The 12,322-nt window shown below is 48.4% G+C and carries 9 protein-coding genes and 1 tRNA gene; 6 read left to right on the forward strand and 4 right to left on the reverse strand.

What is annotated here, in order from left to right; translation table 11 throughout:
- Positions 1-86 precede the first annotated feature (86 nt).
- Positions 87-3,947, forward strand: a complete 3,861-nt coding sequence (gene hrpA / locus ACWA50_RS08155; protein WP_431054322.1) for an ATP-dependent RNA helicase HrpA — start codon at positions 87-89, stop codon at positions 3,945-3,947.
- Between the two features lie 63 nt (positions 3,948-4,010).
- Here hrpA and ycaO read toward each other — a convergent pair whose 3' ends face one another.
- Positions 4,011-5,771 carry a 30S ribosomal protein S12 methylthiotransferase accessory factor YcaO gene (gene ycaO / locus ACWA50_RS08160; RefSeq protein WP_431051469.1) on the reverse strand — a complete coding sequence of 587 codons (1,761 nt, stop codon included), beginning with the start codon at positions 5,769-5,771 and terminating at the stop codon, positions 4,011-4,013.
- A 205-nt stretch (positions 5,772-5,976) separates the two neighbouring features.
- On the opposite strand from ycaO, the gene ACWA50_RS08165 reads away from it, so the two are divergent.
- Positions 5,977-6,321, forward strand: coding sequence for a YegP family protein (locus ACWA50_RS08165; RefSeq protein ID WP_431051471.1), 345 nt, complete (start codon positions 5,977-5,979; stop codon positions 6,319-6,321).
- 77 nt (positions 6,322-6,398) lie between these two features.
- Here ACWA50_RS08165 and ACWA50_RS08170 read toward each other — a convergent pair whose 3' ends face one another.
- On the reverse strand, positions 6,399-6,911 hold the full coding sequence (locus ACWA50_RS08170) for a hypothetical protein (RefSeq protein WP_431051473.1): 513 nt from the start codon (positions 6,909-6,911) through the stop codon (positions 6,399-6,401).
- Positions 6,912-6,992: 81 nt separating this feature from the next.
- On the reverse strand, positions 6,993-7,997 hold the full coding sequence (gene fbp, locus ACWA50_RS08175; RefSeq protein WP_431051475.1) for a class 1 fructose-bisphosphatase: 1,005 nt from the start codon (positions 7,995-7,997) through the stop codon (positions 6,993-6,995).
- 175 nt (positions 7,998-8,172) lie between these two features.
- Between fbp and mpl the strand changes: the two genes are divergently transcribed.
- Together mpl and ACWA50_RS08185 are read left to right on the forward strand one after the other, a co-directional pair.
- Complete coding sequence (mpl, locus tag ACWA50_RS08180) at positions 8,173-9,537, forward strand: UDP-N-acetylmuramate:L-alanyl-gamma-D-glutamyl-meso-diaminopimelate ligase (RefSeq protein WP_431051476.1); 1,365 nt, start codon at positions 8,173-8,175, stop codon at positions 9,535-9,537.
- Positions 9,538-9,761: 224 nt separating this feature from the next.
- Entirely contained in the window at positions 9,762-9,971 is a 210-nt protein-coding gene (locus tag ACWA50_RS08185) for a cold-shock protein (RefSeq protein WP_431051478.1), read from the forward strand.
- 133 nt (positions 9,972-10,104) lie between these two features.
- On the opposite strand, the gene ACWA50_RS08190 is transcribed toward ACWA50_RS08185, so the two are convergent.
- Positions 10,105-10,181, reverse strand: a tRNA-Met gene (locus ACWA50_RS08190).
- Between the two features lie 239 nt (positions 10,182-10,420).
- Here ACWA50_RS08190 and mltA point away from each other — a divergent pair.
- Both mltA and tcdA read left to right on the forward strand, forming a co-directional pair.
- A complete protein-coding gene (gene mltA / locus ACWA50_RS08195) occupies positions 10,421-11,518 on the forward strand; it encodes a murein transglycosylase A (RefSeq protein WP_431051480.1) in 1,098 nt (365 codons plus the stop codon).
- A gap of 6 nt (positions 11,519-11,524) precedes the next feature.
- Positions 11,525-12,316: a tRNA cyclic N6-threonylcarbamoyladenosine(37) synthase TcdA gene (gene tcdA / locus ACWA50_RS08200; RefSeq protein ID WP_431051482.1), complete on the forward strand. Its 792-nt coding sequence runs from the start codon at positions 11,525-11,527 to the stop codon at positions 12,314-12,316.
- The last annotated feature ends 6 nt before the right edge of the window (positions 12,317-12,322 follow it).

Genomic DNA, 12,322 nt, shown 5'->3' on the forward strand with positions numbered 1-12,322 from the left:
GATAGAGAACCATTTTGCAAAACCAAAAAAACAAAAAAACACAACCTAAACGCCACTCGCAACCGCTCACCCCGACGCAAAAAAATTTGTTGGCGCAATTAAACGAGGTGATGTTGAGTGATAAACGCCGTTTGAGCGGGCGGATTTACGGCTTGGGCAATATTAAAAACCAAGCGGCGCAAAGTGCGGTGGTGGCGGAAATCGAACAGGCGATTGCGGTGGCGAAAGTGCGGTTGGCGCAGCGGCAGACCGCACTTGCGATTGAATTCCCAGAGAATTTGCCGGTCAGTCAGCGCAAAACGGAAATTCTGAAAACCATTGCCGAACATCAGGTGGTGGTGATCGCCGGCGAAACCGGATCGGGCAAAACCACCCAGTTGCCGAAAATGTGCCTTGAACTGGGTTTAGGCACCAAAGGCATGATCGGGCACACCCAACCGCGCCGAATTGCGGCGCGTTCGGTGGCGGCGCGGATTGCGGAGGAGCTGAAAACCGAACTGGGCGAGTTGGTCGGCTACAAAGTGCGGTTCAGCGATCAGGTCAGCGACAAGAGTCGGATCAAATTGATGACCGACGGGATTTTGCTGGCGGAAATTCAGACTGACCGCTACCTCAATCAATACGACACCCTGATCATCGACGAAGCCCACGAACGCAGTTTGAACAACGATTTTATTCTCGGTTATCTGAAACAACTGTTGCCGAAACGCCCTGATCTGAAATTGATTATCACCTCCGCCACCATCGACGTGGAGCGGTTTTCCAAGCATTTCAACAACGCGCCGATTATCGAAGTGTCGGGGCGCACGTTTCCGGTCGAAGTGCGCTATCGCCCGTTGGCGGAGGCGGACGATCAAGACCAAATTCAAGGTATTCTGAACGCTGTTGAGGAATTGCAAGCGGAAGGGCGCGGCGATATTTTGATCTTCCTCAGCGGCGAACGTGAAATTCGCGACACCGCCGACGCATTGCAGAAACAACAGCTGCGCCATACGGAAATTTTGCCGCTGTACGCGCGCTTATCGGCGCAGGAGCAGAACCGTATTTTCCAGCCGAGCGGATTGAATCGGATTGTGTTGGCGACCAACGTGGCGGAAACCTCACTCACCGTGCCGGGGATTAAATATGTGATCGACCCCGGTACGGCACGGATTTCGCGTTACAGCTACCGCACCAAAGTGCAACGCCTGCCGATCGAAGCAATTTCGCAAGCCTCCGCCAACCAGCGTAAAGGGCGTTGCGGACGGGTGTCGGAGGGAATTTGTATCCGCCTGTATTCGGAGGAGGATTTCAACGCCCGCCCCGAATTCACCGATCCGGAAATTTTGCGCACTAATTTAGCTTCGGTGATTTTGCAGATGACCGCACTTGGACTGGACGATATTGAATCCTTTCCGTTTGTCGACGCGCCGGATCGCCGCTACATTCAGGACGGGATTAAATTATTGGAGGAGCTGCAAGCCTTTAATCTGGTGAAAACCAAGCAGGGCGAACAGCGCAAATTGACCGCCGCAGGACGGCAGTTGGCGGCGTTGCCGGTTGACCCTCGGTTGGCGAAAATGGTATTGAGTGCGGCGCAATTCGGCAGTTTGCGTGAGGTGATGATTATCGTGGCGGCGTTGTCGATCCAAGATCCGCGCGAACGCCCGCAGGAAAAACAGCAAGCCGCCGATGAAAAACACCGTCGCTTTGTCGATGAGCAATCGGATTTCTTGGCGTTTATCAACCTGTGGAATTATCTGCAACAACAGCAAAAAGCCTTGAGCAACAACCAATTCCGCCGTTTGTGCAAAAGCGAATACCTGAATTATCTGCGCTTGCGCGAGTGGCAGGATATTTATCATCAATTGCGCTTAAGCGTGCGTGAAATGGGGCTGCATATCAATTCGACCGAAGCGGATTACGGCGCAATTCACCGTGCACTCTTGACCGGTTTGCTGTCGCATATCGGTTTGAAAGAGGCGGAAAAACAGCAGTATCTCGGTGCGCGTAACACCCATTTCTCCGTGTTCCCCAATTCGGTGCTGTTTAAGAAAAATCCGAAATGGCTGATCGCCGCCGAACTGGTCGAAACCTCAAAACTGTGGGGGCGAATGCTGGCGAAAATCGAACCGGAATGGATCGAGCCGTTGGCAGGGCATTTGACCAAATCCAGCTACGCCGAACCGCATTGGGAAAAATCGAAAGGGGCGGTGATCGCCAGCGAAAAAGTGGTGCTGTACGGCATGCCGATTGTGGCTGCACGTCCGATTAATTTCGGCAATATCGATCCGCAATTGAGCCGCGAAATTTTTATCCAAGCGGCATTGGTTGAGGGCAATTGGAACGCACGGCATAAATTTTTCCAACAAAATATGAAGCTGATCCGTGAAGTGGAGGAGCTGGAACACAAAAGCCGTCGGCGCGATATTTTGGTGGACGAACGCCGCTTGTTTGAGTTTTACGACCAACGGATCGGGCAAGACGTGGTGTCGCAAAAACATTTCGACAGCTGGTGGAAAACGGCGCAACAGCAAAATCCCGAGCTGCTCAATTTTGAAAAAGCGTTTTTAACCAATGACGAAGCGCAAACGGTCAGCCATTTGGATTTCCCGAATTTTTGGCAGCAGGGCAATTTGAAGTTGAAACTCAGCTATCAATTCGAACCCGGCAGCGAGGCGGACGGCGTGACGGTGCATATCCCGCTGGCATTGCTGAACCAAGTCGAGCCGCAAGGTTTTGACTGGCAAATTCCGGGCTTGCGCCGTGAGTTGGTGATTGCACTGATTAAATCGTTACCCAAAGCCATGCGGCGTAATTTTGTGCCGGCACCGAACTATGCCGACGCTTTTTTGGGGCGCGCCGAACCGTTGGCGAAACCGCTGTTGGAGAGTTTGCAATATGAACTACGCCGTATGACCGGGGTCACGGTTGAACCGGAATTGTGGAATGTCGAGCAGCTTGAACCGCACTTGAAGATCACCTTCCGTGTGATTGACGACAACGGGCGTAAACTGCGCGAGAGCACTGATTTGGATCAACTGAAATTCGAGCTGAAAGATCAGGTGCAACAAAGCCTGTCGGCGGTGGCGGACGACGGGATCGAGCAGAGCGGCATTCATATTTGGAATTTCGACACGCTACCGCACTTTTACCAGCAGAAAAAACGCGGCTACAGCGTGAAAGCCTATCCGGCGTTGGTCGATGAGCAGCAATCGGTCGGAATCAAGCTGTTTGAAACCGAATTCGAACAGCAACGTGCCATGCAGCAGGGCTTACGCCGTTTGTTGCTGTTGAATGTGCCGTCGCCGATTAAATATCTGCATGAAAAATTGCCGAATAAAGCCAAATTGGGCTTGTATTTCACCCCGTTCGGGCGCGTATTGGATCTGATTGACGATTGTATCGCCTGTGCGGTGGATAAATTGATCGCCGATTTTGGCGGCGTGGTTTGGGAAGAAGCGGCGTTTCAGCGCTTGCGTGATTACGTTCGCGAGAATCTGAATGAGACCACGGTCGGGATTGCCAAACAGGTCGAGCAGATTTTGACCCTGACCTTTGAGTTGAATAAACGTTTGAAAGGCAAAATGGATTTCACTATGGCATTTGCGCTGTCGGATATTAAAAGCCAGCTGGCGAATTTGGTTCAGCAAGGCTTTGTGCAACGCAACGGCTATCAGCGGCTGCCGGATTTATTGCGTTATTTGCAAGCGATTGATAAACGGATCGACAAACTGGCGCAAGACGTGAACCGCGATCGCGCCAATATGTTGCGGGTGGAAAAAGTCAGCGAAGCCTATCAGCAACTGTTGGCAAAACTGCCGAAATCACAACCGATCAGCGATGAGATTTTGGAAATCCGTTATATGATTGAAGAACTGCGCGTCAGTCTGTTTGCCCAACAACTGGGCACGGCGTACCCAATTTCGGATAAACGGATTTTGAACAGTATTCAGAGTGCGGGGTAGGTTGTCGCATTAAAATTTTTCCCTCCGCGTGCGGAGGGAGATCCGAAGGGCGGAAGGGATAATTTATGCCCAATACCGCACTTTGGCTTGTTGCAGTTTGTCGTAGGCAGCCAATAATTTTTGATGGGCGGCGAAGTTGCTCAGGGTTTCATCCCCGGCGATTAAATCATAGAACGGATTGCCGCCGTTGATCGCACTCCAACAGGCATTGACCGCACTTTCACCGTATAAACGACAGAATGCAGCAAAATATTGCGCCGGATCGCGCTCGCTGTCTAAATGCAATTCTAAGGATTGAATTAAACAACGGTAGTAGTTATTGCGTTCGGCGGTAAACACCGAGGAGGTGGTATCGAGCGTCCAATTCGCCCACAGCAATGCGTTTCCCCAATCGCCGCAAGCCAGATAGAGCATGGATTTTAACTCGCCGATACGCAAGGTTTGCCAGCCGGATTTCGGTGGGGCGACGATACCGATAAATTCACGTACGCGGGTGAAATCGTCAATGCCTTGTTGGTCTAACTCGTCGAGCAGTTCTAAGTGAGTGTCGCGCTCATGATGAAAGTGCGGTAGATCCAACAGGATTTCGCGCCATTCCATGCCCATATTGTTATTGGCGTAAATCAAATCGTCCGCCGGATAAATATCCGACATGCCCGGCACGATAATGCGGCAGACATACACACCTAAATGGTTGTAGTCCATGATATAGACTTCTTTCTGTTCGGCGTTAAAGATTGACATCAGGTTGTCGAATTCTTGCTCGGTGGTGCCGGAAAAATCCCAATCGACGAACGGGTAATCGCTGTCTTGTTTGAACAGATCCCACGAGATCAAACCGCTGGAGTCAATAAAATGGGTCTCTAGGTTGGCGTGCTCGGCAACGTCAGCATTGTCAAATGACGGCGGGGTGAACACGTCTAAATCTTTCAAACTGCGCCCTTGCAGCAGCTCGGTGACGGTGCGCTCCAATGCGACTTTAAAGTTCGGGTGCGCGCCGAACGAGGCGAAACAAGTGCCGTTGTTCGGATTGAGCAAAATCACACAAATCACCGGATATTTGCCGCCAAGGGAGGCGTCGTAGGCTAAAATAGGGAAGCCCTCTTGTTCTAAGGTCGCAATCGCTTCTTGAATATAAGGGTAACGTGCAATGACCTCGCTTGGGATTTCCGGCAGGCTGATCGCTTCGGCGATAATTTTGTTTTTCACATGGCGTTCAAACACTTCCGATAGACCTTGCACCCGCGCTTCGTTTTGGCTGTTGCCGGCGGACATACCGTTGGAAACGTATAAGTTGGCGATAATGCTTTGCGGAATATACACCGTTTGCTGATCGCGTTGGCGCACATACGGCATGGCGACAATGCCGCGTTCACCATTGCCGGATTGCAGATCGATCAGTTGTTCCGGTGTCAGTTCTTGGTTCGGATTGTAATACTGTTGCAAATAGTCGTCTAAAATACCTTGCGGTAATTGATCTTCATCTTCAATCTTAAACCATTTTTCATTCGGATAATGCACGAAATCGCCGTTGGCAATCTTTGTTCCCAAAAAGAAATCGGCGAAAAAATAGTTGGTGGAAAGGCGTTCAAAATATTCGCCCAAGGCGGAAGCCAGTGCGGCCTTTTTGCTTGCGCCTTTGCCGTTGGTGAAACATTGCGGGCAATCGCTATCGCGAATATGCACCGACCACACATTCGGTACGGGATTTAACCATGAGGTTTCTTCGATATTGAAACCCAGTTGGGTTAATTTGCTTTGAAAGCGGTGAATACTGTCTTCTAGGGCGGCGTCTTTGCCGGTGATATAAGTTTGTTGTGGCATAGTATTCTCTTATTAGCGGGAAAAAATTGACATTGTTGCCGCATAATAGGCAACAACCGCACTTTCGGCAAGAAACATTTGTGATAAAGCGTTATTTTTAAGCAAAAAACGATTGAAATTTATTGTAAAAAATTTATGCTAACAAGGGCATTTTGAAATTTGCGATTTCAAAATGAATCAGTTAGTCAATAGCGAGGAAAATGTTATGGCACAAGGTTGGTATGAATTAAAAGTGGCAAAAGACGGACAGTTTATGTTTAATCTGAAAGCGGCAAACAGCCAGGTGATCCTGACCAGTGAGCTGTATAAAACCCGTGCGGCGGCGGAAAATGGTATTGCCTCTGTACAAAAAAACGGGGCTGACGAAACGGCGTATGAAATTCGGGTGGCGAAAAACGGCAAACCGTATTTTATTTTGAAAGCGAAGAACCATCAAGAAATCGGTCGCAGTCAATATTACAGTTCGGAAGCCGTTGCTAAAAAAGGGATTGCGTCGGTCGCACGTAATGCGGCGAGTAGCGTGATTAAGGATAAAACGGCGGAAGAGTAGGTTGTTTTATAGCATATACCAAAAGTGCGGTTATGATCGGTGATCTGACCGCACTTTTTTGTTGCATTTAGTTGCGCTTAATACGGCACTTCCAAGCGCCCGCCGTCCAGATATTGGATGTTTTGCGGCAGGGTCAACACTTCGATTTCCGGATTGGGAGAAAGGAAGAAAATCCGATTATGGCGTGAAATCGCCTCAATCGGGAAGATAAAATCCACGCTACGGGTTTGATTCTGATCCATGCCGGAATTAAACACCACTTGGAATTCTTTATTAAAAATAATATGCCCTTGATAGGTATACAGCGTCAGCCATTCGATCGAATGGATTGGCTTTTGTGAGGTCACCTTGATTTGGTAGCGCAGTAGCAAGTTGGTTTCGCTTTGATCGGTCGTTAAAAAATACTCCGGTCCGCTCAGGTTGACGCGTGATTTAAATTCATTCAGTAACGGCGAATTGGGCGAAGCATAAGACAAAATGGTGTGTTCTGTCGCTTTGCTATTGCCGACATTGATATTGAACAATGCCGAACCGATAATTAAGGCGATCATCGCAATAAAAATAGAACCGTATTTAAAGAGTACATTCATCCTGAGTTTACCTGACAACATAATGTAGAAAGTCAACGGCAATCTACATTATGCCGTAAATTGCGGGGAGAACCGCACTTATTACTCTCGGTATTCTGACATAAATTGAGTGGCTTTTTCCACCATATTTTTTGAACCGACAAATAACGGAATACGTTGGTGCAACTCGGTCGGTTCAATATCCAGAATGCGGCGGTAGCCGTCGCTCGCCAATCCGCCGGCTTGTTCGGCTAAAAATGCCATCGGATTGCCTTCGTATAATAAACGCAGTTTGCCGAGCGGATAATGGGTGGACGTCGGATAGATATAAATGCCGCCTTTCAGCAAATTACGGTGGAAGTCGGACACCAACGAGCCGATATAACGCGAGGTGTAAGGGCGTTTGGTGCCGTCGTCTTCTTCTTGGCAATATTTCAGGTATTTTTTCACGCCCATCGGGAATTTCAAATAGTTGCCTTCGTTAATCGAGTAGCAAGTGCCGTTTTGCGGAATTTTGATATTTTCGTGGGAAAGAATAAATACCCCTAACGACGGATCATAGGTGAAGCCGTTGACACCGTTGCCGGTGGTGTAAACCAGCATGGTGGAGGAGCCGTAAACGATATAGCCGGCGGCAACCTGCTTATGTCCCGGTTGTAAAAAATCCTCCAACGTGACGGGAGTGCCGATTGGCGAAATACGGCGATAAATCGAGAAAATGGTGCCGACCGCCACATTGACGTCAATATTGGACGAGCCGTCGAGCGGATCGGTGAGGATTACATATTTGGCATTGCGGCCGCGTTCGGTATCAAACGCTACGAAGTTTTCTTCCTCTTCCGAGCCGAAACCCGCCACCTCGTCACGGGCAATCAAGGCGGCCTTCATTTTTTCGTGCGCGAAAGCGTCTAACTTCATCTGTGCTTCGCCTTGCACATTTTCCACGCCGGAGTTGCCGATGATGTCATTGGTCAATCCGGCTTTATTAATGTCACGATGAATAATTTTTGCCACTAAACGGATAGACGATAAAATGCCACTCAATTCGCCCCTGGCATTCGGATAGTCCGCCTGTTTTTCAACGATAAATTCGCCTAATGTTTTCATTTTTCCCCCAGTACGATAAATAGAATAATTAAACGGAAACCTGTGATATTTTATTGTATAATCGGCAGGCTTTATGTGGTTGATATTATAACAGTCATTTGCGTTGACGTTTGCCGGCAGCGTGCAAGTTGTGATCTCAACCACATTTTAATTGATAAAAGAGCGGTTAACGAATATGAAACAACAACATATCCATATTTTGGGGATTTGTGGCACCTTTATGGGCGGCGTGGCGATTATTGCGCGCCAAATGGGATATAACGTCACGGGATCGGACGTCAATGTCTATCCGCCGATGAGCACGTTTTTGCAAAAGAGCGGGATTGAGATTATCCCGAATTACGATCCGGCGCAGCTTAATCCGCAACCGGATATGGTGATCATAGGCAATGCGATGAAGCGCGGCAATCCGTGTGTGGAATATGTGTTGGATCACGCCATTCCTTATACTTCCGGCCCGCAATGGCTGCATGACAATTTATTGCGTCGGCGCAAAGTATTGGCGGTGTCCGGCACGCACGGCAAAACCACCACCAGCAGCATTTTGGCATGGATTTTAGCCGATAACGGCTTGAATCCCGGCTTTTTAATCGGCGGCGTAACCGGCAATTTCGCCACCTCGGCGCAATTGGGCGACAGTCCGTATTTTGTGATTGAAGCGGATGAGTACGATACGGCATTTTTTGACAAGCGTTCCAAGTTTGTGCATTACAACCCGAATACCTTGATTATTAACAATATCGGTTTTGATCATGCGGATATTTTCGATGATCTGGCGGCGATTCAGCGTCAATTCCACCATATGATTCGGATTATTCCGCAATCGGGCTTGGTGTTGTCGGCACAAGACGATGTCACGGTCAAACAGACGTTGGACATGGGCTGTTGGAGCGAACAGCAATTCTTAGGCGAAAACGAAGAGTGGTTTGCACAAAAAATTTCGCAAGACAGCAGCCATTTTGCCGTTTACCACCAGCGGCAAAAAGCGGCGGAAGTGGCATGGGAGGTGTTTGGCGAGCATAACATGCACAATGCGTTAATGGCGATTGCCGCAGCATACCGTGCCGGCGTGCCGGTTGAACAGGCTTGTGCTTCGTTGGCGACATTTATCAACACCAATCGTCGCTTGGAAGTGAAAGGGAAAGTGAAAGACATCACCGTATATGATGATTTTGCCCACCATCCGGCGGAAATTAGCGCAACCATTTCGGCCTTGCGTGATCGCGTCGGCGGCGCGAAACGGATTTTGGCGGTGTTAGAGCCGCGTTCCAATACCATGAAAATGGGCTTGCATAAAAATGAATTGGCGGCGTCATTGGTGAAGTCGGATTATGTCTTTTTGTTGCAGCCGGACAATATTCCGTGGGAAGTGGCGGAAATTGCCGAGAAATCGACCGTGCCGACGAAGTGGAGCGGCAATATCGAGTTGTTGATCGAGCTGATTGCGGCTGAAGCGCAAGCCGGTGATCATATTTTAATTATGAGCAACGGCAGTTTTGACGGTATTCACCAAAAGTTACTCGATAAGTTAGCGGCTTAAATTAGAAAAAGTAATGGTAATAATGTGACCTTTTTCACATTATCGGAATTAAAACGCTATATTTTTGAAATATCGAAAATAAAACGTGTAATTTCTAGTTTATGTTGGTACTATTCTACCGCTCTTTGAGTAGCACAAGATTTACCATGTCATGAAAATCAAATCTGGTTTGGTTGTAGTGTTGTAAGGTAAGATTTTTTTAATTATTTATTTAGGATGTAGCAATGTCTCAAGCAAAAGGAACCGTAAAATGGTTTAACGAAACTAAAGGTTTTGGTTTTTTACAAGTTGAAGGTGGCGAAGACGTATTCGTACACTTCTCGGCAATCCAAAGCGAAGGTTTCCGCACATTAAAAGAAGGCCAAGCTGTGCTTTTCAATATTGTTGATGATCAACGTGGTAAAAAAGCTGAGAATGTAACTGTCGTTGCTTAATGAGCTGACTTATCGAATTTTTAAAAGCTGCCCTTGTGGCGGCTTTTTTATTGGCTGTTGTTTCGGCTTGTCGGCGGTGGCAAAGTGCGGTTTACAAATGAAAAAAGCACCTCGAAAGGTGCTTTTAAGAATCTGGTTGCGGGGGCTGGATTTGAACCAACGACCTTCGGGTTATGAGCCCGACGAGCTACCAAGCTGCTCCACCCCGCGTCTGTGAGTGGCGTACTATACGCTTTTTTTAATAGAACGCAAGCCTGTTTTGATAATTTTTTTTCAAGCGTTTAAAAAATCGGCATTGCGCGTGTTTTTGCGGCAAAACCGCACTTTGTGTGCCGCTTTTTTATTCAAGAAACAAGCGTCATATGCCCTGTATTTTTTAGCCGTTTTTTGCTAAGGTATCCGCCCCTGAGATACGGGTTTCTTTCATTACAGAAATATAGACGGATTTTATGAAATTTAATTTTAAACTCGGTGTAGTGACAGCCACAGTGGTATTCTTATCAGCTTGCGGATCATCGCCGACGCAAACCGGTAATGCTTATAACGAACGTGCGGAACGTGAAAAGCTAGGTGCGGTTTACCAAGGACGCAGCTATGTCAGCCCGAACCAATATTTGTTTCCTGTTTCTCAGGTGGCGAATAAAAGCGGTGTGATCAATCAAGGGGATTTTTTAACCCAATTATCCGAAGTGCGGTCTTATTCGAGTAATTTGGTCAACCGCCATGCGGGCACTTACGGCAAAATCACCAATTGGGTGCTTTCCGGCGGGGATGTGAATCAATTAACCGATTTCGGCTTGAATTTAAAACAGCTCAGTGGTGAAGACGGCTATCAAAACGTGCTAATGACCGGTTACTATATCCCGGTTTTTCATGGTAGCGCGACTAAGAACAGCCGGTATCAACATCCGGTTTATGCTTTGCCGAAAAACAAACGTTATAGTCGTGCCGAGATCTATAACGGCGCTTTGAACGGGCAAGGCTTAGAACTGGCTTACAGCACCATGTACGATGTGTTTGCGATGGGGGTGCAGGGCAGTGGTTTTATGGATATGGGCAACGGTAAGCTGACCCATTTCGCCTATGGCGGGCAAAACGGGCATCAGTACACCGCCGTCGGGCGTTTATTGGTGGAAGACGGGGAGATCCCGAAAGAAAAAATGTCGATGCAGGCGATCAAAGAATGGGGGGAACGCAATCCGTCCCGCTTTCAAGCGTTGTTGGAACGCAATGCCTCTTATATCTATTTTAAAGTCGATCTGACCGATAAACCGAAAGGCGCGGCCGGAGTACCACTGATCGGTTTATCCTCAATTGCAGTGGACAAAAACATTATTCCGCTCGGCAGCATTGTGTTGGTCGAAATGCCACGGCTTGACAGTCAGGGCAATTGGACGGGACAGCATGATTTGCGCCTGGTGGTGGCGCTTGACGTTGGCGGTGCGATTAAGGGACAACACTTCGATCTCTATCAAGGTATCGGCGATAAAGCCGGTCAAACCGCCGGATTTTTGAAACACTATGGCCGCGCTTGGGTATTGAATTAACAACACATGGAACGAATTGATAATTACGAGCGCCGTTTTGGCGGCATTGGGCGTTTATACGGACAAGCTGAACTGGCACGTTTACAGGCGGCACATATTTGCGTGGTCGGGATCGGCGGGGTCGGTTCGTGGGCGGTGGAAGCGCTGGCGCGCAGCGGGGTCGGCAAACTGACCTTGATTGATATGGACGATATTTGCGTGACCAATGTCAATCGCCAAATCCATGCGTTAAGCGATAATATCGGCGCATTAAAAACCGACACCATGCAAGCGCGGATCACCCAAATCAATCCGCAATGTCAGGTGACGGTGATTGACGATTTTTTGACGCAGGAAAATCTATCGCACTATATCAGCAGCGAATTCGATTATGTGATTGACGCAATCGACAGTGTGAAAGTCAAAGCCGCACTGATTGCTTATTGCAAACGCCATAAAATCAAATTGATTACCACCGGCGGCGCAGGCGGGCAAACCGATCCGACCCAAATTCAAATTGCCGATCTAAGCCGTACTGTTCAAGATCCGCTGGCGGCAAAAGTGCGGTCGCTGTTGCGTAAAACGTACAATTTCACTCAAAATCCAAAACGAAAATTCGGGGTCGATTGCGTGTTTTCGACCCAACCGCTCATCTTTCCCAAAGTGGAAGGTGATTGCCACGTCTCCGCCAGCATGAATTGTGCCAACGGATTCGGCGCGGCAACGATGGTGACGGCGACCTTCGGGTTTTTTGCTGTTGCCAGAGTGCTGGAAAAGCTGTTACGGCAACCGGCAAACCAATCGGGGATAATCCCCTAATCTTAA

The sequence above is a fragment of the Testudinibacter sp. P17/SS/0325 genome (genome assembly GCF_053570765.1).

Excerpts from the sequence above, each read along its gene's own strand:
- mpl (WP_431051476.1), top strand. The coding sequence starts at position 8,173 with ATGAAACAACAACATATCCATATTTTGGGGATTTGTGGCACCTTTATG.
- ACWA50_RS08170 (WP_431051473.1), bottom strand. The coding sequence starts at position 6,911 with ATGAATGTACTCTTTAAATACGGTTCTATTTTTATTGCGATGATCGCC.
- tcdA (WP_431051482.1), top strand. The coding sequence starts at position 11,525 with ATGGAACGAATTGATAATTACGAGCGCCGTTTTGGCGGCATTGGGCGT.
- ACWA50_RS08165 (WP_431051471.1), top strand. The coding sequence starts at position 5,977 with ATGGCACAAGGTTGGTATGAATTAAAAGTGGCAAAAGACGGACAGTTT.
- ycaO (WP_431051469.1), bottom strand. The coding sequence starts at position 5,771 with ATGCCACAACAAACTTATATCACCGGCAAAGACGCCGCCCTAGAAGAC.
- ACWA50_RS08185 (WP_431051478.1), top strand. The coding sequence starts at position 9,762 with ATGTCTCAAGCAAAAGGAACCGTAAAATGGTTTAACGAAACTAAAGGT.
- mltA (WP_431051480.1), top strand. The coding sequence starts at position 10,421 with ATGAAATTTAATTTTAAACTCGGTGTAGTGACAGCCACAGTGGTATTC.
- fbp (WP_431051475.1), bottom strand. The coding sequence starts at position 7,997 with ATGAAAACATTAGGCGAATTTATCGTTGAAAAACAGGCGGACTATCCG.